The following is a 25,023-nucleotide window of genomic DNA, read 5'->3' as shown; positions in this document are numbered from 1 at the left end:
GAATAGGTGGCGCGCCATCACTTGGCAAACGGGTTATTCTGAACGCGACTGATAAGTTTTTCTTGTGGGTCGCAGTGATAACAGCAATTTAATTGTCACGCCCGCGTACCGGCGCCATACTCCTCGCCCAGGCCCAGGGTGAACCTGGCAGCTTCTTCGCACGCCAGCATGGCCACCAGCTGGATCGCTTCCGTGGTGATGTCTTCGCTGTAGCTGATGACGATGCGCTGCGGTGCCAGGGCGCTGGCGCAGGGAATCAGGGCGATGTTGCCTTGCTCGATTTCCTCGCGCAGGGGCGCCAGCGGCAGCACGGCGATGCCGAAGCCCGCTTTTACCAGGCGCACGATGGCGGAGATCGAGCTGACGCAGTGCACGCGGCCCAATTGCACGCCCTCGTCCTGGCACAGCGCCTTCAATGCGGAATGCGGCTGCGAGCCGCGGTTCATGGTGATGATCGGGTGCTGCGCCAGTTGCGCCACCGTGAACGGTGTGCCCGTGTCTGGCCAGTCGGCCTTTCTGCCCGCCCAACCCATGGCGATGGCACCGCTGCCCGTGCTGCGGATATGGTCGCCCGTCAGCATGTCCGTCTGCAGCGCGATATCGAGCTCGCCCTGCTGCAGCTGTTCGTGCAGGCGGCGCGTCGATTCCGACGTCAATTGAATCTCGATACCCGGATAGCGCTCCTGCACGCGCTGCAGGAACGGGATCAGCCAGGTATGCACGATGGTTTCGATGACGCCGATACGCACCTCACCCGTGATCTGCGCGGGCGAGGAATTGGCCGCATACATGTCGCGGCACAGTTCCAGCATGCGTTCGGCGTACACGAGCAGGTTGCGCCCGGCGAAAGTCAGGCGGATTTCACGCGCGTCGCGGTCGAACAAGCGCGTGCCGAAATCCTGCTCCAGCGAGGCGATGCGGTTGGAAATGGCCGCCTGCGTGATGTGCAGCTTGTCGGCCGCCGTGCGGAAGCTGCCCAGCCGCGCAGCCCAGACAAACGCTTCGAGAAAACGGGTATTCAATTTGGCTCTTCAATCAATGGGGACTCATCTTCACAGTGTGAGTGTTCGCCCCATTGTAAGCCAAAGCGCCCTGCCCTATTTTTCACCCAGGAAGTCGAGCAGGGTCAGGGCGACGATCTTGCTGGCCTTGCGCAAATCGTCGAGCGCCAGGCGCTCATCGGCCTTCTTCGCGTTCGACTCGGGCACCGTGCGCGGACCGGCGCCATACAGTACGGCGGGGATGCCCCGTTCGCCATACAGGCGCGCATCCGCATACAACGGCGTGCCGATGGCGGGAATCGTCTCGCCAAGGATGGCTTGCGCATTTTTCTGCAGGCTGCCGACCAGCTGTTCGGAGCCGGGCAAGGGCCGCAGCGCGTGCGACAGCAGCAGGCGGCGGATCTCGATGCGGATGCCAGGTTCGCCCCGCACGGCGTCTTCGATCAGGGCGCGCACCTGCGCTTCTACCGCCACCGGATCTTCTTCCGGAATCATGCGGCGGTCCATCTTCATGACGACTTTGCCCGGCACCACATTGGTATTCGTGCCACCGTCGATGCGGCCCACCAGCATGGTGGGCGAATCGATGCCGGCGACTTTTGACTTGATCTTTTTCAGCTCCGGCAGCTGGCCATAGATGGCGTTGAGGATCTTGTTGGCCGCCTGCAGCGCGTCATGCCCCGTCTCCGGCATGGAGCCGTGGCCGGACTTGCCGTGCACGGTGATTTCCAGCTGCAGGCAGGCGTTGTGCGCCGTGACGATGCCGTAGCTGAAACCGGCGGCGATGACGAAATCGGGCTTCGTCAGCTGCTGCTCCAGCAGCCAGCCCGGCCCCAGCAAGCCGCCGAATTCCTCGTCATAGGTAAAATGCAGTTCCAGCTGGCCCTTCAAGGGAATGCCCAGCGCTTCGAGCGCGCGCGCGGCAAACACGTAGGTGGCGAAATCGCCCTTCGAGACGGCCGTCGCGCGGCCATACATATAGCCGCCGTCGATCTGGCCGCCATATGGCGGATACGTCCAGTTGTCGCCGGGCGGCACCACGTCGCCATGCGCGTTCAGCGCCACCGTCGGCCCGCCTGCCGCATACGGGCGGCGCACGATCAGGTTGGTGATGCTCTGCATGCCATAGGCCACCACCTGGTCGTTTGGGACCGCGTGTTTTTCCGCCTGCCAGCCATATGCCTGCAGCAGCTGCGCCACCAGCTCCGCATGCGGCGCGTTATTGCCGGGTGGCGTATCCGTCGGCTGCTGCACCACCTTTTGCAAAAAGGCGACTTCCTCGTCGAAGTGTGCGTCGATCCAGGCCGTGATTTTTTCTGCGTGCGTAGTCATTTTGCTCCTTACATGGTCTGTTGCAGCCAGGCGCCCAATTCGCTGCGCTCGGCCTCCGTCATATTGGTCAGGTTCCCGATCGGCATGGCTTTGAGCTCGATGGCCTGCTTGTAGATTTGCGCCGCGTGCTGGCGGATTTGCGTTTCATTATCCAGCATCATGCCGGCCGGCGCCGTGGCGAAACCCGCTTGCGTGGGCTGGGCCGAATGGCAGGTGGCACAGCGCTGGGCGATGATCGCATGCGCGCGCTTGAACTGCGCGGCAGGGTCCACCGCAGGCGCGGCCGCCACGGGCGCTTTCGGCGCGATGGCGATAGCTACGGCCAGCAGCAGGGCCACGCCGATGGCAGGATAGCGCCACTCCACTCTGCCCTTGTGGCGCAGGTTGAAGAAGTGGCGGATGAAGACGCCGGCCGCCATGATCAGTGCCAGCACCAGCCAGGCGTGATCATTGCGGTAGGTCATCGCGTAGTGGTTGCTCATCATGATGAACAGCACCGGCAAGGTAAAGTAATTGTTATGCACGCTGCGCTGCTTGGCCTTCAGGCCGTGCTTCGGGTCGGGCAGCTTGCCGGCGGCCATGGCTTCGACCATCTTGCGCTGGCCGGGAATGATCAGCATCAGCACATTGGCCACCATGATGGTGCCGATCATGGCGCCCACGTGGATGTAGGCGGCGCGCCCGCTGAGCAAATGCGTGAGCACGTACGCGGCGGCGCCGATCAGCGCAAACACCGTCACGCCAAACCACAGCTCATATTGTGCCAGCCTGGAGCGGCACAGCAGGTCGTACACGGTCCAGCCGATGACGAGGGTGGCGATGCCGATGCCCACGGCCTGCCCGCTGGAGATATCGGCCACGGCCTTGTCGATCATCATGGCCTGGGCATTGAAATAATAGGCAATCGTCAGCAGCGCAAAGCCCGACAACCAGGTGGAATACGCTTCCCATTTGAACCAGTGCAGCTCCTGCGGCAGTTCGGCGGGCGCCAGCAGGTATTTTTGCGGGTTATAGAAGCCGCCGCCATGCACGGCCCACAACTCTCCCGAGACGCCCTTCTTCGCCAGCTCGGAGCCGGGCGCGGGCGGGCGAATCGAGTTGTCGAGCCAGACGAAATAAAAGGAGGCGCCGATCCAGGCGATGCCCGTGATGACGTGCAGCCAGCGGACGATCAGGTTCAGCCACTCCAGGCCGTACGGAATCAGGTAGGCAAATACTTCCATAAATTTCCTCTAGTCAGACCGAACCCATATTCGTGCCAATCTACACAAGATAAACGGATTTACCGCCCTTCACATGAAAAATATCGTATATTTGACATATTCAAATCGATATACAACAGAGCCGCCGCCACATGTCCAGCCTGCCGCAACACCTCGACCTGCACCTGATCCGCATCCTCTACCTGCTGCTGGTGGAAAAGAATGTCTCGCGCGTGGCGCTGAAACTCAACCAGCCGCAGCCTTCGATTTCCGCCTCTTTGCGCAAGCTGCGCGAACTCACGGGCGACCCGCTGCTGGTGCGCGGCGCGCGCGGCATGGTGCCCACCCAGCATGGCGAAAGCCTGCTCAATCCGGCCAAGCGCATCCTCGACCAGACGGAGAGCCTGTTCATCAAGAAGACGCCGTTCGTGGCGCAGGAAGAGGCGCGCACCTTCCATATCGCCGCGCCCGACTACCTGGACAGCCAGTTCCTGCCCAATGTGGTGGCCCAGCTGCGCCGCGGTTCGCCGAAAAGCCGCGTCGTGCTGCACAGCCTGGGACCGGGCATCGATCATATTCGCCAACTCTCCGATGGAGGGCTGGATCTGGTCATCGCCAACTGGGACGAGCCGCCCGCCCATCTGCACATTTCGAAGCTGTTCGAAGATCCCATCGTCTGCGCCATGCATGCGGAAAACGCCTATGCGCGGCGCACGGCGAGCGACGCCATGACCCTCGACGATTATCTGAGCCTGCCCCACGTGGCGCCGTCGCAGATGATGCCGGGCTACCACGGCGTGATCGACTCCTTCCTAGAACGGCAAAACCTGCAGCGCAACGTGGTGGTGGAATCGGCGTATTTCGGCCTGATCCCCTACATGCTGACGCAGACGGACCTGGTACTCACCACGGGCCGCCAGTTCATGCGCTTCTATGAAAAAACCCTGCCGCTGAAAACATATACCGTGCCATTGAAATTCCCGCCGATGCGCTTTTACCAGTTGTGGCACCAGCGCGTGCACCAGGCGCCCGAGCATAAATGGCTGCGCGACCAGGTCAGCGCGGCGGCCAAGGCGCTGGTGCAGCGATAGCCGCTATCAGCACGCGCATATAATGGATGCAGGAACGGGGCGCTATCATCACTGCTTGCATGATCGGAAAACCATGACCACCCTTTCAGACCTGAACGCCGGCAGCCAGGCCGATTTTATCGCACAGCTGCATGGCATCTACGAACATTCACCCTGGATCGCCCAGCGCGCAGCCGCCGCGCGGCCGTTTGCCAGCCTGACGGCGCTCAAGACGGAATTGCAGCGCGTGCTGGCCCTGGCCTCGTCCGAAGAACAACTGGGACTCATCCGCGCCCACCCCGAACTGGCCGGCAAGGCCGCCGTCGCGGGACAGCTGACGGCCGAGTCGACGCGCGAACAGGCCAAGTCCGGTCTGAACCTGTGCAGCGCCGACGAATTTGCCACCCTGCAGCGCCTCAACAGCGAGTACAACGCCAAGTTCGGCTTTCCCTTTATCCTGGCCGTCAAGGGCCCGACGGGCGAAGGCTTGACGCGCCAGGACATCATCGCCACCTTTGCCCGGCGCCTGAAGAACCGGCGCGCCGATGAACTGGCCGAATCGCTGCGGCAGATCAAGCGCATCGCCGAGCTGCGCCTGAACGACCTGTTCGACGTGCGTCTGGACTTCGGTCCGGCCATCATGCAGCACGCTGAAACACTGGCCGGCTGGAGCGACAGCGATTACAACCTGACCTGCGCCTACCTGACGCCGGCGCACCAGAAAACGGCCGCGCAGCTGGCCGACTGGATGCGCGAGGCGGGCATGCAGGTGCACATCGACGCCGTCGGCAATGTGGTCGGCCGCTATCTGTCGGACGCGCCCGGTGCAAAAACCCTGATGACGGGATCGCATTACGACACGGTGCGCAACGGCGGCAAGTACGATGGCCGGCTGGGTATCGTACTGCCGATCGCCGTCGTGCGCCACCTGCACGAACGGGGCGAAAAGCTGCCCTTCCACGTCGAGGTCGTCGGCTTCGCCGAAGAGGAAGGCGTGCGCTTCAAGAGCACGTTTTTGGGCAGCACGGCCGTCACGGGCAGGTTCGACTTGTCGCTGCTGGAACAATGCGACACGGATGGCGTGAGCATGCGCGACGCGCTGGCCGCCGCCGGTCACGAGGCGAGCGCCATCGGCGCCATCGCGCGCAATCCGGCCGATTTGCTGGGCTATGTGGAAGTGCATATCGAACAGGGCCCCGTGCTGCTCGAGCGCGACTTGCCGCTGGGGATCGTCACGGCGATTGCCGGCAGCTCGCGCTACCTGCTCAATCTTGGCGGCGTGGCCAGCCACGCGGGCACCACGCCCATGATCATGCGCAAGGATGCGGCCAGCGCGGCGGCCGAAATCATCCTGCTGGTGGAACAGCGTTGCAACCAGGGCGAGGCGCTGGTGGGCACCGTCGGCCAACTGCAGGTGCCTAACGGTTCCGTCAACGTGATCGCCGGCGCCTGCACCCTGTCGCTCGACATCCGCGCAGCCAGCGATGCCGTACGCCAGGCGGCCGTCGACGACATCCTCGATGGCATTGCCGCCATCTGCGCGCGGCGCCAGATCGACTACCAGCTGGAACTGCTGCTGTCGGCGCGTGCTGCGCCGTGCGCGCCATGGCTGATGGCGCAGCTGGCACAAGCCGTGGAATCGGTCGGCATCGAACCATACGCGCTGCTGTCGGGCGCCGGCCACGACGCCATGGCCATGGCCGCCATCACCGATGTGGCCATGCTGTTTACGCGCTGCGGCAATGGCGGCATCAGCCACAACCCGCTGGAAACCATGACGGCCGACGACGCCGACATCGCGGCGCGCGCGCTGCTGGCGTTCCTGCGCGATTTCCAGCCCAAGCCCAAAGACTAAGAGTCTATCCCGGTAGATGAATACATCGCCTGCTGGCGCCAGTGCGTCAGTTGCTCGGCCACCTGCGCGATCAGCGGTGCCCAACCGCCTGGCGCAGGCTGGTGGAACAGGCGCATCGCGCGATACCAGGGACTATCGCTGCGCCCCGCCAGCCAGCGCCAGTCGGGCCGATAGTGCGGCAGCAGCAACCAGCACGGCGTACCCAACGCGCCCGCCAGGTGCGCCACGGCCGTATCGACGCTGATCACCAGGTCCAGGTTGGCGATCAGCGCCGCCGTATCAGCCATGTCGCCCAGCGCCGCGCCACCACCGACCAGGGTCAGTGACGCCGAAGTGTCATCCTCGCCGGCGCCCTTCTGCAAGCTGACAAACTGCACGCCGGCCACCCCTCCCAGCGGCGCCAGCGTGTCGAGCGCCGCCAGAGAACGCTCGCCATCGTTTTCAAATGCGGGATTGCCTTTCCAGGCCAGGCCCACGCGCAGCGGCGCGGGCGGCAAGCGCGCGGCCCAGGCAGCCACGGCGCGCGCATCCGCGTGCAGATACGGCACGTTCGACGGTATCGTTTCCAGGACCGTACCGCACAGGCCGGGAATGCTCAGCAGGGCGACCCAATAATCGCGTCCGCCCTGCGCGACCGCCTCGCCGATGGCCAGCACCTCGTCGATGCCAGGCACGGTCCGCAGCAGCGCCTTGAGCGGCGCATGGCACAGTAGCGACACGCTGGCCGCGCCCAGATCGCGCAGCAAGGGCACGTAGCGGCACAGCAGCAGCATATCGCCCATGCCAGCTTCGGGGCAGATTAGCAGCGACTTGCCGGCCAGCGACTCTCCCTGCCAGCGCGGGAAGTGGAAGTAGTCGCCAAACGCTGACGGTTGCGGCCGCGCTTCGAGCATTTTCCAGCCTTCCGCCAGGCGGCCCTGGCGCAGCAGCAAGTAGGCGAGGTTATAGCGCGCGTTCGCGTAGGCCGGATCGAGTTCCATGGCACGGCGGTAGCTGCGCTCGGCCTGTGTTTCGTGCTGCAGGCTGGCCTGCAGCACGCCCAGGTTGGACCAGGCGGAAGACCGTTCGGGCTCCAGCGCCAGCACGCGGCGCAAGATTTGCCCGGCTTCGTCCATGCGACGCATGCGCAGCAGCAGCGCGCCCAGGTTTTGCAGCAGATGCGCGTCGTCCGGCATGTGCGCCAGTGCGCGCAGGTACAAGGCCACGGCCTGTTCCAGCGCGCCCTCCTGCTCCCGCATCCAGGCCAGGTTGGCCAGGGCAAACACGTTGTCGGGGTCAAGTGCCAGCGCCTGCTGGAAACACGCCTGCGCGCCCGCCACGTCGCCCATGGACAGCAGTTCGCCGCCACGCGCGGCATGCAGCGCGGCCGGACGCCGCCGGGTATCGGAATCGGTATCGGAAATGCTCATCGCTGGGCCGCCTGTTGTCGCAAGGCGCCCAGCATAGCACCGCCGCGCAGCGGCAGCTAACGGCAGTTTGTTAAGTGCGGAGCACGCTGATTTGTCATCCAGCATTGAAAACCCTGCTGGCCATGCTGTCTGGCGTTGACCGCTTATATGCGCTCAACGAAGTCATCGGTGCGGTGGAGGCATCGCTGCAGAGGAAAAGCGGAAATCATATGTCTGGCGATTACAAATATTAAATGGCGCGCATACTTGCGAGGACATGGTCAGGAGACGGCAGTTGACGCCACGGCAGCATAACCGGAAAATCGCAGTGTTGCATTAACGCCATCCCTTGTGATGCCGAAGAGCATTCAGGGAGGAGGCGGAATCAGCCCTGTTGCGTATATAATAGTCAATCAGCAGGAAGAAGTCGCAGCCTCGCTTGAATCAAGCGCCACTCCACATTATTCATATTTGAATTTAATTTCATTGATTGAAATTTTTATTTAATGGGATAACCTCCGACAAGGTAATACCATGCCTGACAAAAAATCAATTTTTATGGCCGCTTTTATTCTCCTTTTCCCCGGCACTGCATTCGCCTATGTCGATCCGGGAACCGGGGCCTATCTGCTGCAGCTTTTGATCACCGTCTTCGGCGCGGTGATGTTTTATATTTCACGGCCTGGCCAATTATTCAAGTTGATCCGGAATTTTTTTTCAAGAAAAAATAAAAAATAATGACGCGTCTGAATACGGCAACAGGTTTGTCCCTGCTTTATGCATCGGCTTATTTTCTGAATTTTTTAAATCCGTTGACGCTTTATTTTGTGCCATCGTTTTTTGATTATATTGTTTATCCGTCGCTGGTCACCGTTTTTTGCCTGGTACCGGTTATTTTGCTGGCGACCAGTTCCCTGCCAAGTGCCGGCATCAAGCGCAAGTTGATGTTTTTTGGTACTGCGGCGTTGACACTGGTGGCGATAAAAAGCGCTTTTAATGCGGCGGATTATCCATGGGGTAATCTCGCACAACTCGTCTTGCCATCGGTTTTTGAATCGACGAATCGATTTGGTATCGGGAAAATCATGCTGGTCGGCGCTACGCTGGCGATTATCTTCGGATGTCTATATCTGACCCGAAACAACTTGTCAAAGTGGATACGCGCGCTGTCAACGATGGGATATGCCTTTGTCTTTCTTGCGCTGTATCGTTGTATCGCTCTTGACTTCTTTTTTCAACCCGAGGCACCTGCGGCGGTCACGCCGGATCACGCGGTGACCACCGTCGATCGACGCGTGGTATGGGTTATTTTTGATGAAATGGACTATGCACTGAGCTTGAAGCCGGGTTCCGGCATGGCCGCTGCCATGCCAAATTTTTCGGCGTTGACGGCGCGTGCGATCAGTGCAAACCAGGCGTTTTCACCTGGCCAGGACACGTCATATTCCATCCCTGCGTTATTGACGGGCACAGCGCTATCGGGGGTCACGATCAGATCCCAAAACAGACTCGATTTGGTGGATCAGCAGCACAAGATGGTACGTTTTGGCCCGGATAGCGCCATATTTTCGCAATTGCCCGGCGGGCCACAGGCCGCAACGGTGCTGGGTTTTTATCACCCCTATTGCAAGATATTCCCGTCATTGCAATCTTGCAATAGCACCTATGCAGTCAATGCGGGCAGATGGTTTGACAGCCTGACTTTTTTCAGCACAGCACTGATTTCAGCGATCAAGAATATCAAAGGGGCCACCCAAATTTTGCCGGAATTCGTGTTATATCATTTTGATCATATGTACCGTGCGTCCGATAACGTGCTGTCTCACCTCGACGCAACACTTGCCAACCAGCGCAGTTCATTCGATTTCATCCATATGAATTTGCCGCATTTGCCCAATATCTATGTGCAGCGCCTGTTGAAGCAGCCGGTAGAAAATGACACCGATGCCTACAGACAAAATTTGATCGGCGCCGACATGGTGCTTGGACGTGTCGTCAAAGATCTGCAAGCGCTTGCCGACAAACAAAATATTCTCCTTGTCGTTTCTTCCGATCATTGGCTGAGGACACATTCCAAGCAGCCGGCCGCGATTCCCTTTGTCGTCTGGAAGGTGGGCGCCAGTGAGCCCATTGTCTTGCCGGACCGCATCAGCACCGTCCATAGCAAGCAACTGGCGCTGGATTTTTTGTCCGGAAAACTCGATACCCAGCCTGAATTGGCCGATGCGTTGCGGCGTACACCCTATTATGAAACCTGGAGCGCGCCGGATGGCTACAAATATTGAAATCCTGAAAAAAGTTTCCTGGCGCGACCCGTCCGGTTTTGTCGCAAAGAAAAATGGCCGTATTTTTCGCGCCGTCAGTACGCAAAAAGTCGATGATGTAGAAACGTTGATCAACGCGCCCTGGTATCGACAAGGAGTCGCCGATGGTTGGTTCCCGCAATCCGAGTGGGTCGCCGGCCGCGTCGAATCTGTCACTGATACGGCGCCTTTACGCTGGCTGGAACACCGCGCTGTCGATTTCCCATGCTATCCGCATGAAATTACCGCTTTGCAGTTGTATGACGCGGCAAAAATGACACTGCAAATCGCCAGGACAGCTTTGGCACACGGCTGGATCATCAAGGATGCATCGGCGTGGAATATCCTGTTCGAACATGGCAAGCCGAGGTTTTGCGATATCCTGTCATTCGAGCGTATGGATGAGTCTGGCGTTTGGATCGCGTATGCACAGTTTTGCCGGCATTTTCTGATCCCCTTGTTGCTTTATCGCCACACCGGCATGCAGACGTCCGCTCTGTTTGTCCAGTACCGCGATGGCGTGCAGCCTGAGCAGGCCAGACGCATTATCGGTGGCTGGCGCGCCTATGTGCAGCCGGCGTTGGAAGCGGTGACCTTGCCGACGTTTTTCGGCGGAATGGGCCAATCGCGTACCAGCGGCGGCGCCAGCGCGCCGAAAGCCAGGTCAGCCGAACTGGCGATGTTCTTGTTGGCGCGTACCTTGAAGCGGCTGGAGAAACATGTCGATGCGCTCAAGCCCGCCGCGTCGGCCAAACCGTCCAAATGGGAAAATTACGAGGCTGACCGGGACCACTACAGCGCGCCCGACGTCGTGGTGAAAACTGCTTTCGTGCGCGCTGCCGTGGACCGGCCCGACATCGCCACAGTGCTCGATCTTGGTTGCAACGCTGGCGAGTTCAGCAAGGTTGCGGCCAACGCCGGAAAAACAGTGGTGGCGGCAGATTACGATCATGGTGCGTTGTCGCGGCTGTACCAGCAATTGCGCGACGTGGCGTTGCCGATTTCCCCGATCCTGCTCGACATCGGACGCCCCACGCCGGCGGTGGGCTGGATGAACCAGGAGGTGGATAGTTTCATGGCGCGGGCTGCGGGCAAGTTCGATTGCATCATGGCATTGGGTCTGGTGCATCACTTGCTCGTTTCCGAACGCGCCAGTCTGCCGATGATCCTGGAATTCTTCCTGTCGCTAGCGCCGCGCTTCCTGGTATTGGAATGGATAGAACCGCAGGACCGGCGTTTTGCCGAAATCGCCGGCATCAATGAAGAACTGTATGCGGGGATGTCGATCGACAGTTTTGAACGCGTATTTTGCGAAAAATACACCATCGAGAAAAAACAGCCACTCGTCGCCGGCAACCGGACGCTGTACTTTCTTGAAAAGAAGAATTGACGACATGCCGCCCTGAGCGTGACCTGGAGCAAGTTCCAGCTACGCGATAGCGGCGGCCGGGAATTAATCTAGCCTCCATAAGCGGCGCGCTGCTGTGCGGCCGTCCACTTGCGCTTGCGCCCAGTGTGACGTCCTTGGTACAGGCCCATCAGGCCTTGCTTGTTCCAGCGCTGCCGCCACGCTTCGATGCTGTTCAGGTGGACATGGAATTCGTTCGCGGTTTGTGGCAACGTCAATCCTTGGCTCAGCCGAACTATCGCTTGGGCGCGTATGCGTACACGTGGGTGGGGATGAAAAATACCCATCTCGCGCAATGTCTGCTGTTCAACCTGCCGCAATATCAGTAGTTTCATCACATCAACTCCTGCGTCGTTGCCTGTCAGGCTTTGACAGCAAAAATTGACGAACTACTTAGCAGTGCCTGTACTGCGTCGCGGCGGGCGCCTTGCATCGCATCCGCTTCTGTTCGCTATAAATTCACAATAATTCCCCGAAGATTACTTAAACGGCCACGGCCCGCTCCAGCATCGCGTGCAGCAGCACATTGCAGCCCGCTGCCAGGTGCTCGGGCTTGGCATCCTCGATTTCATTGTGGCTGATGCCGTCCTTGCAGGGCACGAAGATCATGCCGGCCGGCGCCAGCCGGGCCGCGTAGATGGCGTCGTGACCGGCGCCGGAGACCACGTCCATCACGGAGTAACCCAGCTTTGCGGTGGCATTGCGCACGGCGCCCACGCAGTCGGGATGGAACGGGCATGGCGGGTAATAGGACACCCTTTCCAGTGAAATGCCCAAGCCTGTTTTTTCGCGCGTGGCGTCGATGAAGGCCGTGATCTCGCCATGCATGGTGTTGAGCAGTTCGTCGTTCACATTGCGCAGGTCGATGCTGAATGTCACTTCACCGGGGATCACGTTGCGGCTGTTCGGGAACACCTGCACCATGCCCACCGTGCCGCGCCCATACGGCGGGTAGCGGTTGGCAATGGCGACGACTTCCTGCATGATGACGGTGGCCACCTGCAGCGCATCCTTGCGCAAGCCCATGGGCGTGGGACCCGCATGCGCTTCCATGCCCGTCACCACGCAGTCGTACCACGACAGGCCCATCACGGCAGGCACCACGCCGATGACTTTATCGGCGTCTTCCAGCACGGGGCCCTGCTCGATATGCGTTTCGAAATAGGCGCCGATCGGATGGTCGCCCGGCACCTGGTCGCCCTTGTATCCGATGCGCGCCAGCTCCTCGCCCACCGTTTTACCTTCCGTGTCTTTCGCCGCATACGCGGTTTCGAGCGAGAAGGCGCCGCAAAAGACGCCGGAACCCATCATCACGGGCACGAAGCGCGAGCCTTCCTCGTTGGTCCAGAACGCCACCTCGATGGGCGCCCGCGTCTTGATCTGTAAATCGTTCAGGGTGCGCACCACTTCCAGGCCCGCCAGCACGCCGTAATTGCCATCGAACTTGCCGCCCGTGGGCTGCGTGTCGATATGGCTGCCCGTCATCACGGGCGGCAAGGTGTTGTCCGTGCCGTCGCGGCGCATGAAGACATTGCCGATCTGGTCGATGGTAATGCTCATGCCAGCCTCGCGGCCCCAGCGCACCACCAGGTCGCGCCCCTGTTTGTCGAGGTCCGTCAGGGCCAGGCGCTTGACGCCGCCCTTCACTGTCGCGCCGATCTGCGCCAGTTCCATCAGGGCTGCCCACAGCCGTTCGCCATTGATGCGTAGATCATCCATTATTGTCTCCTGACTTCATGCGGTGGTGGCGGCAAACGCCGGGCGCTCGATATAGCGCCCTGCCCCTTCGACGGCCGTCAGCTCGCCCTGGTGAAACACCACCTTGCCGGCGGCAATCGTAGTGTGGGGGATGCCGCGCACGGTGCGCCCTTCGAAGACGTTGAAGCCCCCTTTGGCGAACTGCGTGGCGGCGGAAATGGTACGCGTGCCCTGCGGGTCCCACAGCACGATGTCGGCATCGCTGCCCGCAGCGATGAGGCCCTTGCGCGGATACATATTGAAGATCTGCGCCGCATTGGTCGACGATACCTTGACGAATTCGGAGGGCGTCAGCATGCCGGAATTGACGCCCGCATCCCACACCACGGCCATGCGTTCCTCGACGCCGCCGCAGCCGTTCGGGATGCGCGTGAAGTCGTCCTTGCCAGCCGCCTTCTGCTCGGCGCAGAAGGTGCAGTGGTCGGTAGCCGTCGTGTGCAGGTTGCCGCTTTGCAGGCCGTGCCACAAGGCCGTTTGATGGTGCTTGCCGCGAAACGGCGGGCTCATGACGTGGCCCGCCACGAAATCAAAATCATCGCTCTGGTAGACGCTGTCGTCGATCACCAGGTGGCCCGCCAGCGCTTCGCCATACACGCGCTGGCCGTTGGCGCGCGCCCGCGTGATGGCGTCGAGCGACTCCGCGCACGAGACGTGCACGATGTACACGGGGGTATTCAACACATTGGCAATCGCGATGGCGCGGTTGGCCGCCTCTGCTTCCACGGCGGGAGGACGCGACAAGGGATGCGCCTGCGGCCCGGTAATCCCCTTTTTCAGCAAGGCTTGCTGCAACTGAAAAACCAGCTCGCCGTTTTCCGCATGCACGGTGGGCAACGCGCCCAGCTCCAGCGAGCGGGAAAAGCTTTTCACCAGCGTTTCATCGTCGGCCATGATGGCGTTCTTGTAGGCCATGAAGTGCTTGAAGCTGTTCACGCCATGCTCGCGCACCAGCACTCCCATTTCTTCATGAACCTGCTCGCTCCACCAGGTGATGGCCACGTGAAAGGTGTAGTCGCCAGCCGCCTTGGCCGACCATGCGCGCCACTGGTGATACGCCTCGATCAGCGACTGCTTCGGGGCAGGAATGACGAAGTCCATGATGGTGGTGGTGCCGCCCGCCAGTCCCGCCGCCGTGCCCGTGAAAAAATCGTCGGACGTCACGGTGCCCATGAAGGGTAAATTCATGTGCGTGTGGGTGTCGATCCCGCCCGGCATCACGTACAGGCCACCCGCGTCGATCACGGTGGCGCCAGCTGGCACCGGCAAGTTCTCGCCGACGGCGGCTATCGTGTCGCCCTCGATCAGCACATCGGCGCGAAACGCGCGGTCGGCGTTGACGACGGTACCGCCACGTATCAATGTAGTCATCTTGTCTCCTTCTCGAAAAGATCAGGACTGCGGCACCTGCTGCACGCGTGCCGCTACCTTGCCCTTCATCATGACGCCGTAGACGACTGCGGCGATGGCCACGCCCACGAACCAGGCGTAGGTGTAAATGGTTTTAAAGCCTTCGGCAACGTCGGGAAACGCCGTGGGAAAGGCCGCGTTCAGAAAGCCCGGGATATTCGGCAGCACGGCGATGACAAAGGCGATCAGCGCCGCCATGTTCCAGCCATTGCCATACGAGTAAATGCCGTCATCGCGGTACAACTGCCTGACGTCGAGCTGCGTCTTGCGCACAAAATAATAGTCGACGATGAGGATGCCGGCGATGGGTCCCAGCAGGGCCGAGTAGCCGATCAGCCACGTGAAGATATAGCCCTGCGTCGACTCGAGCACTTTCCACGGCATCATGACGATGGCGATGAAGGCCGTGATGTAGCCGCCCATCTTGTACGAAATCTGCTTCGGCGCCAGCGAGGAAAAATCGTACGCCGGGCCCACCAGGTTGGCCGCCAGGTTGACGCTGACCGTGTCGATCAGCAGGATGATCAGGGCGACCAGCACAGCGGCGCCCGTCATGCGGCTGGCCAGGTCGACGGGGTCCCAGATGGCCTTGCCGTACATGACCACGGAGCCGGCAGTGACGATCACGGCCAGCATGGCCAGCAACCCCATGGGCACGGGCAAGCCGACGGACTGGCCGATCACCTGGTCGCGCTGCGTCTTGGCGAAGCGCGTGAAGTCGGGAATGTTCAGTGCCAGGGTGGCCCAGAAACCCACCATGGCCGTCAGCGATGGCCAGAAGACGCTCCAGAACTGGCCCGCCTTCTTGCCGCCCGGGATGAACTGCGATGGCTGCTCCAGCAGCGCGCCCACGCCACCAGCCTTGCTGTGCACCCAGTACAGCAGCACGAAGCAGATGAGGATTTTCAGCGGTGCCGTATAGGTTTCGAGCTTGCGGATCGACTCCATGCCGTGCAGGATGTAATAGAACTGGATGGCCCAGAAAGCCAGGAAGCACAGCAACTGGCTGCCGTTGATGCCCAGGCCCGCGATCTTCTCGCCGCCCAGTTCATGCCCCATCAAGACGCCCATCAGGGTGTAGATCATCTGGCCGCCGAACCAGGTCTGGATGCCGTACCAGCCGCAGGCGACGATGGCGCGCATCAGCGCCGGCAGGCGCGCGCCCATGGTGCCGAACGAGGCGCGCGCCAGCACGGCATACGGGATGCCGTACTTGGTGCCCGCATGGCCGATCAGCAGCATGGGCAAGAGCACGATGGCGTTGGCGAGAAATACCGTGAGCACGGCCTGGTAACCGGACATGCCGCTGTCGATCAGACTGGCCGACAGGGTGTAGGCGGGAATGCACATCACCATGCCCACCCACAGCGCGGCAAAGTGATACCAGCGCCAGGTGCGCTGCGCTGCCGTGGTGGGCGCCAGATCTTCATTCCACAGCTGCGTATTGCCTGAATAGTCGTGGTTCACAGGTATTCTCCATCGGTTAGGCCGCCGGCATCTTGAATGACGCCAGGGATACGGCATTGTGTAAACTGCGGCAGTCTAGCTTACTGCAAAGACAGGCTACAGTTTATAAAATAAACGTACGCAAAAAACGTGCCCTAAGCCGTTTCCACCAATGCACGAGGATTCCTGGGATCCTGCGTCCAGTTCATGTATGGCTTGCCCGTGGCCTGCGGCACCATCGTGATGCAGCCCTGCACCGGACAGGTGATTTCGCACAGGTTGCAGCCCACGCATTCCTCCTTGATCACCTCATACGTGCGCGTGCCGGCAGCGTCGATCAGTTGCGCAATCGACTGGTGCGAGGTGTCTTCGCAGGCCACATAGCACTTGCCGCATTTGATGCAGTCGTCCTGGTTGATGTGCGCAATGACCTGGTAATTCATGTCCAGGTATTTCCAGTCCGTCGTGTTGGCCACGGCCTTGCCGGAAAAATCGCTGATGCTTTCATAGCCCTTTTCATCCATCCAGCGCGACAAGCCATCCTTCATCTCGTCGACGATGCGAAAGCCATGCAGCATGGCGGCCGTGCACACCTGCACGCAGCCGGCACCCAGGGCGATGAATTCGGCCGCGTCGCGCCAGTTGCCGATGCCGCCGATGCCGGAAATGGGCAAGCCGCGCGTCTGCGGATCGCGGGCGATTTCCGCCACCATGTTCAGCGCGATCGGTTTGACGGCAGACCCGCAATAGCCGCCGTGCGTGCTGGCGCCGCCCACGATGGGCAGAGCCACCATGCGGTCCAGGTCCAGCGAGGTGATCGAGTTGATGGTATTGATCAGCGAGACGGCGTCGGCGCCGCCCGCCTTGGCCGCGCGCGCCGGCATGCGCACGTCCGTGATGTTCGGCGTGAGCTTGACGATGACGGGTAGCTTGCTGTGCTTCTTGCACCAGGCGGTGACCATCTGCACATACTCGGGCACCTGGCCCACGGCCGCGCCCATGCCCCGCTCCGGCATGCCGTGCGGGCAGCCGAAATTGAGTTCGATGCCGTCCGCTCCTGTCGCTTCCACCTTCGGCAAAATGTCGGCCCAGTAGTGCTCTTCGCAGGGCAGCATCAGCGAGACGATCATGGCGCGGTCGGGCCAGTCCTTTTTCACCTGCGTGATTTCGCGCAGGTTGATCTCCAGCGAGCGGTCGGTGATCAGTTCGATGTTATTGAAACCGACCACTTCGCGGTTCTTGCCGTACAGGGCGGAGTAGCGCGACGAGACGTTGACGGCGGCCGGGTCTTCACCCAGGGTTTTCCACACCACGCCGCCCCACCCCGCCTCGAAGGCGCGCACCACGTTATAGGCCTTGTCGGTGGGTGGCGCGGACGCCAGCCAGAAGGGGTTCGGCGCCTTGATGCCGCAAAATTCGATGCTGAGATCAGCCATTATGCAGCCTCCACTTTATTCAATAAATCGGAATGGATGGCCAGTGCGGCCAGCTTGCCATGCTGGACGGCTTGCACCGTCAAGTCCTGCCCCGGCGCCACGCAGTCGCCGCCCGCGTAGATCCCCGGCAGCACCGTGCGAAAGCCTGCATCGACGGCGATCTTGTCGCCTTCGCGCTGCAGCAGCGACGCCATCGGGTCGTGCAGCACGCCGGTGTCGAGGCTCTGGCCGATGGCCTTGAAGATGGCGTCGGCCGCCACGTCGAACGTTTCGCCCGTGCCCGCCAGGCGCGTGCCCTGCATGCGCGTTTTCTCGAAACGCATGCCGGCGACATGGCCAGCCGCGTCGAGCAGCACCTGCTGCGGCTGGGCCCACGTCAGCATGCGCACCTGGTTGGCCTTGGCGATCTCCTGCTCATGGTGGGTGGCCGTCATGGCGTCGAAGCCGCGCCGGTAGACCAGGGTGACTTCCTCTGCGCCCAGGCGCTGTATCTGCACGGCCATGTCGATGGCCGTATTGCCGGCGCCGATGACGATGGCGCGTTTCGGCACGGGCAGCGCGGCCAGGTCGTCCGCCTGGCGCAGCGCGCTGATGTAGTCGACGGCGGCCAGGAGACCCGGCGCATCTTCGCCCGTCAGACCCAGCTTGCGGCTGGCGCCCAGGCCCAGGCCCAGGAACACGGCGTCATACTGCGCGTGCAGGTCGCGCAGCTGCAGGTTCTCGCCCAGCACCTGCCGACATCGGATCTCAATGCCGCCGATGCCCAGCAGGAAGTCGATTTCCTTTTGCGCGAAGTCGTCCGTCAGCTTGTACTTGGCGATGCCGTATTCGTTCAAGCCGCCGGCCTTGCCTTCCTTTTCAAAGATCACCACGTCGTGGCCCAGCATGGCCAGGCGGTGCGCGCACGACAAACCCGCAGGACCGGCACCGACGATGGCGATCGTCTTGCCCGTGCTTGCCGCCCGCCGGAACGGGTGCGCCGCGAACTGCATGTGGTCGACGGCGTAGCGCTGCAACAGGCCAATCTTGACGGGCTGGCCTTCCGCGTCGTGGTTGCGCACGCAGACGTCCTCGCACAGGATCTCCGTGGGGCAGACGCGGGCGCAACTGCCGCCCAGGATGTTCTGTTTCAGGATGCCGGCGGCGGCGCCGTTGATGTTCTTGTCGTGGATGTTGCGGATGAAGCTGGCCACGTCGATTTCCGACGGACAGATGCGGCTGCACGGCGCGTCGTAGCAGTACAGGCAGCGGGCGCTTTCGATGGCCGCCTGGCGCGCCGTCAGGGGCGGCGCCAGGTCCGTGAAATGGCCCGCCAGTTCCTCATTGGGCAGGGCGGGATGCGGCAAATAGTTCAGGGACTCGATCATCGCGTTTTCCTTCGTTGATCCTGCGGTGGACTTTTAGTTTTAAACCGTCACTTCATCTGGGGAAAAGCAAATTCCACACCAGCGCTTGCCGTGTTCGGCCAGCGCTGCATCACGGCCTTGTGGCGCGTGTAGAAACGCACGCCTTCGGGACCATACGCGTGGTGGTCGCCGAACATGCTGCGCTTCCAGCCGCCAAAGCTGTTGAAGGCCATCGGCACGGGCAAGGGGATGTTGACGCCCACCATGCCGACCTGGATCTGGCGCACGAATTCGCGCGCCACGCCGCCGTCGCGCGTGTAGATGGCCACGCCGTTGCCATACTCGTTGGCGTTGATCAGCTCCACCGCATGCACCACGTCAGGACAGCGGAGCACGCACAGCACGGGGCCGAAAATCTCTTCCTTGTAGATGCTCATGTCGCGCGTGACGTGGTCAAATAACGTGCCGCCGACAAAGAAGCCGTTCTCGCGCCCCGCCACCACATGGTTGCGGCCATCGACCACCAAAGTCGCGCCCTGCTCCACGCCTGAGGCGATGAGTTTTTCGATCCGCTGCTTGGCGGCCAGCGAGACGACCGGTCCCATTTCCGCACCATCTTCCATGCCGTCGCGCACTTTCAGTGCGGCCGTGCGCGTTGCCAGTGCATCGATCAACTTGTCGCCCGCGTCGCCCACGGCCACCACCACCGAGATGGCCATGCAGCGTTCTCCCGCCGAACCGTAGGCCGCACCGATCAGCGCATCGACCGTCATGTCCATGTCCGCGTCGGGCATCACCACCATATGATTCTTCGCGCCACCCAGCGCTTGCACGCGCTTGCCACTGGCGCTACCGCGCGCATAGATGTATTCGGCAATCGGCGTCGAGCCGACAAAGCTGATCGCCTGCACCACGGGGTGGTCGAGCAAGGCATCAACGGTGACTTTATCGCCCTGCACCACGTTGAAGACGCCGTCGGGCAAGCCCGCCTCCTTCAGCAATTTCGCGTGCAGCAGGGAGGCCGACGGATCGCGCTCGGACGGTTTCAAGACGAAGGTATTGCCGCAGGCGATGGCGACGGGGAACATCCACATCGGCACCATCACGGGGAAGTTGAATGGCGTGATGCCGGCCACCACGCCCAGCGCCTGGCGCATGGACCAGGCGTCGATGCCGCGCGAAATCTGGTCCGTGAATTCGCCCTTTAACAATTGCGGGATGCCGACGGCAAATTCCACCATCTCGATGCCGCGCGCCACTTCGCCCTGGGCATCGGCAAAGGTCTTGCCATGTTCGCGCGTGAGCATGGCGGCAAAGTCGTCCGTGTGCTGCTGGCACAGCTGCAGGTAGCGAAACAGCACGCGTGCGCGCGTCAATGGCGGCGTGGCCGACCAGGAGGGAAAGGCGGCGGCGGCGGCCTGCACGGCCGCATCCACGTCTTCCACGGTACCCAGCGCCACGCGGGCGACGGGTACGCCCAGTGCGGGGTTGTAGACGTCGCCGTAGCGGCCACTTTGGGTGTCGATCTTGGCGCCGTTGATGTAGTGGGTGATGGTGTCGAGAGTGTTCATGGTGTTCCTATTCTTAACCCGAGGGCAAAGGCTGGGGTCAGACCCGGCGGGTCTGACCCCGGATGTTGTTTTGGGTTTGCCGTTCAATCGAGATTTTTGAGCACCTTGGCCAGCTTGCCAAACAGCTCGTCGACATGCTGTTTTTCCAGCACCAGCGGCGGCGACAGGGCGATGATGTCGCCCGTCGTGCGTATCAGCACGCCGTCGGCGAATGCCTGCTTGAAGGCGCTGAAGGCGCGCGTACCGGGCTTGCCGGCGATGGGGTCGAGTTCGATGCCGGCGATCAGGCCGATGCTGCGCAGGTCGATCACGTGCGGCAAGCCTTTCAGGGAATGCACGGCGTCGCTCCAATACGCCTGCATCGCTTTGGCGTGGCCGAGGATGTCCTGTTCCTCGAACACTTGCAAGGTCGCCAGCGAAGCGGCGCAAGCGAGCGGGTGGCCGGAATACGTGTAGCCGTGGAACAGTTCGATGCCCGGTGGCGCGTCCATGAAGGCGTCGTGGATATACTTTTTGCTGAAGACGGCGCCCATCGGCACCATGCCGTTGGTCAGGCCCTTGGCCGTCGTCATCAGGTCCGGCTCGACGTCGAAATAATCGGCGGCGAACGGCGTCGTCATGCGGCCGAAACCCGTGATCACTTCATCGAAGATGAGCAGGATGCCGTGTTTGGTACACAGCTCGCGCAAGCGTTTCAGATAGCCTTTCGGCGGAATCAGCACGCCCGTGGAGCCGGCCACCGGCTCGACGATGACGGCCGCAATCGTCGAGGCGTCATGCAGGGCGACGATGCGTTCCAGTTCATCGGCCAGGTGGGTGCCGTATTCGGGTTCGCCCACCGTATAGGCGTTCTTGTCCAGGTTGTGCGTGTGCGGCAGATGGTCCACGCCTGGCAGCAAGGGGCCGAAGGTCTTGCGGTTGCCGCCGATGCCACCCACGGAAATGCCGCCGAAGCCCACGCCGTGATAACCGCGTTCGCGGCCGATCAGGCGCGTGCGTGCGCCCTCGCCGCGCACGCGGTGATAGGCCAGCGCGATTTTTAACGCCGTATCGACGGCCTCGGAGCCGGAGTTCGTGTAGAAGACATGGCCGAACTTGTGGCCCGTGTAGTCCATCAGTTTTTCCGCCAGGTCGAAGGCGGCCGGATGGCCCATCTGGAAGGTGGGGGCGAAGTCGAGCTGGCCCACCATCTCGCGGATGGCGCCGACGATCTGCGGCTGCGCATGGCCACACGGCACGCACCACAGGCCGGCCGTGCCATCGAGGATAGCGTTGCCATCGACATCCTTGTAATACATGCCTTCAGCCGACACCAGCAAGCGTGGGTTGGCCTTGAAATCGCGGTTATTCGTAAACGGCATCCAGAATGCCGACATCGATTCCGGCCTTGTTTCGTTCATGATCTTCTCCTTGGGATGGGCTGGCGCGGCGCCAGGATCGTTTTTGACGAAGCGTAAAATAATTTACCAGTTGGCAAAAAGCTGATGTAATAATAGACAGGCCATCCCCAATGGCACAGATACACAAACGGCAAAGTATCCCAACCGTACAGGTCGAAAAAACAATACAGTTTTTTTGTGCAAGGCAGCATAAGGAGCCACCGGTGACGCACAACGTGAAGCAGGACGAGGGCGAAGGTAACGCCAGTGGCTGGCCCGTGCTGGACATCGACCGCCAGAAAAAGGGCGGTCTCGTCGAGCAGATCGTCATCGCCATCAGCGTCATGGTGGGTAGCCGCGCCCTGCGCATCGGCACGCGGATGCCGTCCGTGCGCCAGTTCGCCCGCTGCAATGGCATCTCGACGTTCACTGTCGTCGAATCGTATGACCGCCTGGTCAACCTCGGTTTGCTGTCATCGCGGCGCGGCTCCGGCTATTTCGTCGCGCGCCACGATATCGCCGCCTCGCCGCAGGCAGCACTCATAGCCAACACCCTTGCCAGCCCCACCGCCATCGATGCCCTCACGCCGGACCTGTACTCGGGCGTATCCGATGCCCTGCCCGTGGGCGCGGGCTGGCTGCCGCCCGAGATGTATGGCGAAGCGACCGTGCTCGATGCCGTGCGCCAGGCCATGCGCATACCCGCCAGCCGGCTGCGCGGCTATGGCCACCCGCTGGGCTTTGCCTCGCTGCGCCAGCACCTGGCAAACAGCCTGTCGGAAGAGCTGTTCCAGGTGGAGCCGGACCAGGTCTTGCTGACGCACGGCGCCACGCATGCCTTCGATCTGATCCTGCGCAGCCTGACCAAGCCGGGCGACACGGTGCTGGTGGAAGACCCCGGCTACAGCAATCTGCAGTCGCTGATACGCCACCACGGCTGCATCCCCGTGGGCATTGCGCGCAGCGAGGCGGGCCTCGATCTCGATGCGCTGGCCGTTGAAGCCGCGCGCACGCAGCCAAAACTCATGTTCGTCAACACGGTGCTGCAAAATCCGCTCGGTACCTCGCTGAGCCAGGCGCAGACGCACCGTCTGCTGGCGCTGGCCGAGCAGTTCGATTTCTGGCTGGTGGAAGACGATATCTACCGCGAACTGGCGGCGCGCGGCGAGGCATCGCTGGCGGCGATGGACGGCTTGCGCCGCGTGATCCGCGTAGGGAGTTTTTCCAAGACCCTGTCGCCCGTGCTGCGCGTGGGGTCGATTTGCGCCTCGCCGCCGCTGGTGGCCGAACTGGTGCGCGTGAAAATGCTGGCGGGGCTGACGACGTCGGAAATCAACGAGCGCGCCGTCTACCACGCCATCTCCGCGCGGCCCTACAAGCGCATGGTGGAACGCCTGGTGGCGCAGCTCGAGGCGGCCCGCGAGCGCAGCATCGACTGCCTGGCACAGGCGGGCATGGCGCCCGTGGCGCGTCCGCGTGGCGGCATGTTCGTCAGCGCCGGCTGGCCCGACGTGCAGACGCCGGAATGGAATGGCAAGATCATCGCCGACATGGCATTAAAGGCCGGCATCCTGCTGTCGCCGAACGAATTTTTCATGCTGCGCGCGCCCGAGACGGTGTGGTTCCGCTTCAACGTGGCCTACACCGATACCCCCGTGCTGCAAGCCTTCCTGCAATCGATCCGCCCACGCTAAAGAATCCGCCATGGCCAGCGACAAATCCCCTGCCCTTCCCGTGAAAAATGCCGGCGGCCGGCGCCTGCAAAACCGCGACCGCCTGGAAGCGGACATACTGGAGCAAGCCGTGCGCGTGTTCGCGGAAAGCGGCTATGAAGGTGCGTCGATCGCCAGCATCGCCGAGCGGGCCGGCCTGTCGAAGCAAAACCTGATGTATTACTTCCCGTCCAAGCAGCTGCTGTACCAGCGCGTGCTCGACGATGTGCTCGACGACTGGCTGGCGCGCATGGAATCGCTGGCCAATGAACACGACGAGCCACGCGACGTGCTGCGCGCGTACATCGGCGCGAAGCTGCGTTTTTCGCGCGAACAGCCGTGGGCTTCGCGCGTGTATGCGCTGGAAGTGATCAATGGCGCGCCCCTGTACGGCGCGCAGATACGCGACCGGGTCGTGCCGCTGCTGCGCAAGGATATCGCCGTCTTCGAAGAATGGATCGCGCAAGGCCGGATCGCCGCAGTGAACGCCACGCACCTGATGTTCGCCATCTGGGCCATGACGCAATCGTATGCGGATTTTTCAGCGCAGATGGCCCTGGTGCTGGATCGCAAGCAGCTCACGCGCAAGGATTACGAGGACGCGGAAATCCTGCTCACGCACATGGTGCAGGCGGCCATCGCCCTGCCTGCGGCGGCACCCGGCGCGTGATGAAATTTCCAAGGAACAAACGAGCAGTGATAGCATGGCGCGCTGGAGCGTTTGCAATCGCGGCGCCATAGCGACAGGACAAGGAACAGGCATGAAACAATGGTCATCGGCGCGCACCGCGTCATTGCTGGGCAAGGTCGCCTGCGCGGCGCTGCTGGCACTGGCATCCACGGCACAGGCGCAGACAGTGGGCATGATAGACAATCAGCCGCTGAGCGAAACCTGGCTCAACGCGGGCTTTTATTCGTATCACTTTCAGCGCGACAAGAACCTGAACGACAGCAATCCGGGCCTGGGCGCCGAATACCGCTTTTCCACGGTTGCCTCGGTCACGGCCGGACGCTTCTACAATAGCGACCGCGCCTACTCGAACTACCTGGGCGTGTACTACCAGCCCATCAAGGTAGGCCCGCTGCGCATCGGCGCCGTCGTTGGCGGCTTCAGCGGCTATCCGAAGATGCGCGATGGCGGCTGGTTCCCGGCCCTGGTCCCCACCATCAGCTATGAATACCAGCGCGTGGGCGTGAATATCGCCATCGTGCCGTCCTACAAGGACCGCCTGTATGGCGCCCTCAGTTTCCAGCTGAAACTCAAGGTGTTCGAGTAACCGTTTGTCCCTGCCCGTCGCCGTTCGCTCCGCCATTCCTGCCATTCGTCGCATACAAGATGTCTGGCAGCAAGGTTTTGCCTATAGTGGATTCATCGCCAGCCTGCATACGGCAGCGGCAACCACAGGAGA

20 protein-coding genes are annotated in these 25,023 nt (G+C 61.8%); 8 read left to right on the top strand and 12 right to left on the bottom strand.

What is annotated here, in order from left to right; translation table 11 throughout:
• Positions 1-95: 95 nt before the first annotated feature.
• From CNX70_RS06180 to CNX70_RS06170, 3 genes are all read right to left on the bottom strand, one after another.
• The gene (locus CNX70_RS06180; protein WP_096233981.1) at positions 96-1,022 is read right to left on the bottom strand and encodes a LysR family transcriptional regulator; all 927 of its coding nucleotides are present in this window, start codon (positions 1,020-1,022) and stop codon (positions 96-98) included.
• Positions 1,023-1,097: 75 nt separating this feature from the next.
• The gene (locus CNX70_RS06175; RefSeq protein ID WP_096233980.1) at positions 1,098-2,333 is read right to left on the bottom strand and encodes a M20/M25/M40 family metallo-hydrolase; all 1,236 of its coding nucleotides are present in this window, start codon (positions 2,331-2,333) and stop codon (positions 1,098-1,100) included.
• An 8-nt stretch (positions 2,334-2,341) separates the two neighbouring features.
• On the bottom strand, positions 2,342-3,556 hold the full coding sequence (locus CNX70_RS06170; RefSeq protein WP_096233979.1) for a urate hydroxylase PuuD: 1,215 nt from the start codon (positions 3,554-3,556) through the stop codon (positions 2,342-2,344).
• Positions 3,557-3,687: 131 nt separating this feature from the next.
• Between CNX70_RS06170 and CNX70_RS06165 the strand changes: the two genes are divergently transcribed.
• Positions 3,688-4,626: a LysR substrate-binding domain-containing protein gene (locus tag CNX70_RS06165; RefSeq protein ID WP_071079255.1), complete on the top strand. Its 939-nt coding sequence runs from the start codon at positions 3,688-3,690 to the stop codon at positions 4,624-4,626.
• A 73-nt stretch (positions 4,627-4,699) separates the two neighbouring features.
• Positions 4,700-6,460 (top strand): allantoate amidohydrolase, encoded by a 1,761-nt coding sequence (locus tag CNX70_RS06160; RefSeq protein WP_096233978.1) that lies wholly within the window; start codon positions 4,700-4,702, stop codon positions 6,458-6,460.
• On the opposite strand, the gene CNX70_RS06155 is transcribed toward CNX70_RS06160, so the two are convergent.
• Complete coding sequence (locus CNX70_RS06155) at positions 6,457-7,869, bottom strand: tetratricopeptide repeat protein (protein ID WP_096233977.1); 1,413 nt, start codon at positions 7,867-7,869, stop codon at positions 6,457-6,459. The genes CNX70_RS06160 and CNX70_RS06155 overlap by 4 nt on opposite strands.
• A 513-nt stretch (positions 7,870-8,382) precedes the next feature.
• On the opposite strand from CNX70_RS06155, the gene CNX70_RS06150 reads away from it, so the two are divergent.
• The 3 genes from CNX70_RS06150 to CNX70_RS06140 are packed head-to-tail and all read left to right on the top strand — an operon-like array spanning position 8,383 to position 11,541.
• Positions 8,383-8,586, top strand: coding sequence for a hypothetical protein (locus tag CNX70_RS06150; RefSeq protein WP_208624496.1), 204 nt, complete (start codon positions 8,383-8,385; stop codon positions 8,584-8,586).
• Positions 8,586-10,133 (top strand): sulfatase-like hydrolase/transferase, encoded by a 1,548-nt coding sequence (locus CNX70_RS27990; protein WP_157750913.1) that lies wholly within the window; start codon positions 8,586-8,588, stop codon positions 10,131-10,133. Before CNX70_RS06150 ends, CNX70_RS27990 begins: the two co-directional genes overlap by 1 nt.
• Entirely contained in the window at positions 10,117-11,541 is a 1,425-nt protein-coding gene (locus CNX70_RS06140) for a class I SAM-dependent methyltransferase (RefSeq protein WP_096233974.1), read from the top strand. Before CNX70_RS27990 ends, CNX70_RS06140 begins: the two co-directional genes overlap by 17 nt.
• Positions 11,542-11,609: 68 nt before the next feature.
• Here the strand turns inward: CNX70_RS06140 and CNX70_RS06135 are convergent, their stop codons facing one another.
• The 8 genes from CNX70_RS06135 to aptA form a co-directional block, all read right to left on the bottom strand.
• Positions 11,610-11,894: a helix-turn-helix domain-containing protein gene (locus CNX70_RS06135; protein ID WP_096233973.1), complete on the bottom strand. Its 285-nt coding sequence runs from the start codon at positions 11,892-11,894 to the stop codon at positions 11,610-11,612.
• Between the two features lie 148 nt (positions 11,895-12,042).
• On the bottom strand, positions 12,043-13,278 hold the full coding sequence (locus CNX70_RS06130; RefSeq protein ID WP_096233972.1) for a Zn-dependent hydrolase: 1,236 nt from the start codon (positions 13,276-13,278) through the stop codon (positions 12,043-12,045).
• Between the two features lie 15 nt (positions 13,279-13,293).
• Positions 13,294-14,685, bottom strand: coding sequence for a dihydropyrimidinase (hydA, locus tag CNX70_RS06125; protein WP_096233971.1), 1,392 nt, complete (start codon positions 14,683-14,685; stop codon positions 13,294-13,296).
• Positions 14,686-14,706: 21 nt separating this feature from the next.
• A complete protein-coding gene (locus tag CNX70_RS06120) occupies positions 14,707-16,191 on the bottom strand; it encodes an NCS1 family nucleobase:cation symporter-1 (RefSeq protein WP_096233970.1) in 1,485 nt (494 codons plus the stop codon).
• Positions 16,192-16,325: 134 nt separating this feature from the next.
• Positions 16,326-17,606: an NAD-dependent dihydropyrimidine dehydrogenase subunit PreA gene (preA, locus tag CNX70_RS06115; RefSeq protein ID WP_208624495.1), complete on the bottom strand. Its 1,281-nt coding sequence runs from the start codon at positions 17,604-17,606 to the stop codon at positions 16,326-16,328.
• The gene (locus CNX70_RS06110; RefSeq protein ID WP_096233968.1) at positions 17,606-18,973 is read right to left on the bottom strand and encodes an NAD(P)-dependent oxidoreductase; all 1,368 of its coding nucleotides are present in this window, start codon (positions 18,971-18,973) and stop codon (positions 17,606-17,608) included. The genes preA and CNX70_RS06110 overlap by 1 nt, the downstream gene beginning before the upstream one ends.
• Positions 18,974-19,020: 47 nt before the next feature.
• A complete protein-coding gene (locus tag CNX70_RS06105) occupies positions 19,021-20,523 on the bottom strand; it encodes a CoA-acylating methylmalonate-semialdehyde dehydrogenase (protein WP_096233967.1) in 1,503 nt (500 codons plus the stop codon).
• A gap of 83 nt (positions 20,524-20,606) precedes the next feature.
• Positions 20,607-21,923, bottom strand: coding sequence for an omega-aminotransferase AptA (gene aptA, locus CNX70_RS06100; RefSeq protein ID WP_096233966.1), 1,317 nt, complete (start codon positions 21,921-21,923; stop codon positions 20,607-20,609).
• Positions 21,924-22,126: 203 nt separating this feature from the next.
• On the opposite strand from aptA, the gene CNX70_RS06095 reads away from it, so the two are divergent.
• From CNX70_RS06095 to CNX70_RS06085, 3 genes are all read left to right on the top strand, one after another.
• Positions 22,127-23,596: an aminotransferase-like domain-containing protein gene (locus CNX70_RS06095; RefSeq protein WP_096233965.1), complete on the top strand. Its 1,470-nt coding sequence runs from the start codon at positions 22,127-22,129 to the stop codon at positions 23,594-23,596.
• Positions 23,597-23,606: 10 nt separating this feature from the next.
• Positions 23,607-24,284 carry a TetR/AcrR family transcriptional regulator gene (locus CNX70_RS06090; protein ID WP_096233964.1) on the top strand — a complete coding sequence of 226 codons (678 nt, stop codon included), beginning with the start codon at positions 23,607-23,609 and terminating at the stop codon, positions 24,282-24,284.
• 91 nt (positions 24,285-24,375) lie between these two features.
• Entirely contained in the window at positions 24,376-24,891 is a 516-nt protein-coding gene (locus tag CNX70_RS06085; RefSeq protein ID WP_096233963.1) for a hypothetical protein, read from the top strand.
• Positions 24,892-25,023 lie beyond the last annotated feature (132 nt).

The sequence above is a fragment of the Janthinobacterium svalbardense genome (assembly GCF_002327145.1).
Taxonomy (GTDB): Bacteria; Pseudomonadota; Gammaproteobacteria; order Burkholderiales; family Burkholderiaceae_D; genus Janthinobacterium; species Janthinobacterium tructae.
This window is presented reverse-complemented; position numbering and strand designations above follow the sequence as displayed.

Coding starts and splice junctions, on each gene's coding strand:
- CNX70_RS06175 (WP_096233980.1), bottom strand. CDS start 2,333: ATGACTACGCACGCAGAAAAAATCACGGCCTGGATCGACGCACACTTC.
- CNX70_RS06170 (WP_096233979.1), bottom strand. CDS start 3,556: ATGGAAGTATTTGCCTACCTGATTCCGTACGGCCTGGAGTGGCTGAAC.
- CNX70_RS06165 (WP_071079255.1), top strand. CDS start 3,688: ATGTCCAGCCTGCCGCAACACCTCGACCTGCACCTGATCCGCATCCTC.
- CNX70_RS06160 (WP_096233978.1), top strand. CDS start 4,700: ATGACCACCCTTTCAGACCTGAACGCCGGCAGCCAGGCCGATTTTATC.
- CNX70_RS06155 (WP_096233977.1), bottom strand. CDS start 7,869: ATGAGCATTTCCGATACCGATTCCGATACCCGGCGGCGTCCGGCCGCG.
- CNX70_RS06150 (WP_208624496.1), top strand. CDS start 8,383: ATGCCTGACAAAAAATCAATTTTTATGGCCGCTTTTATTCTCCTTTTC.
- CNX70_RS27990 (WP_157750913.1), top strand. CDS start 8,586: ATGACGCGTCTGAATACGGCAACAGGTTTGTCCCTGCTTTATGCATCG.
- CNX70_RS06140 (WP_096233974.1), top strand. CDS start 10,117: ATGGCTACAAATATTGAAATCCTGAAAAAAGTTTCCTGGCGCGACCCG.
- CNX70_RS06135 (WP_096233973.1), bottom strand. CDS start 11,894: ATGAAACTACTGATATTGCGGCAGGTTGAACAGCAGACATTGCGCGAG.
- CNX70_RS06130 (WP_096233972.1), bottom strand. CDS start 13,278: ATGGATGATCTACGCATCAATGGCGAACGGCTGTGGGCAGCCCTGATG.
- hydA (WP_096233971.1), bottom strand. CDS start 14,685: ATGACTACATTGATACGTGGCGGTACCGTCGTCAACGCCGACCGCGCG.
- preA (WP_208624495.1), bottom strand. CDS start 17,606: ATGGCTGATCTCAGCATCGAATTTTGCGGCATCAAGGCGCCGAACCCC.
- CNX70_RS06110 (WP_096233968.1), bottom strand. CDS start 18,973: ATGATCGAGTCCCTGAACTATTTGCCGCATCCCGCCCTGCCCAATGAG.
- CNX70_RS06105 (WP_096233967.1), bottom strand. CDS start 20,523: ATGAACACTCTCGACACCATCACCCACTACATCAACGGCGCCAAGATC.
- aptA (WP_096233966.1), bottom strand. CDS start 21,923: ATGAACGAAACAAGGCCGGAATCGATGTCGGCATTCTGGATGCCGTTT.
- CNX70_RS06090 (WP_096233964.1), top strand. CDS start 23,607: ATGGCCAGCGACAAATCCCCTGCCCTTCCCGTGAAAAATGCCGGCGGC.
- CNX70_RS06085 (WP_096233963.1), top strand. CDS start 24,376: ATGAAACAATGGTCATCGGCGCGCACCGCGTCATTGCTGGGCAAGGTC.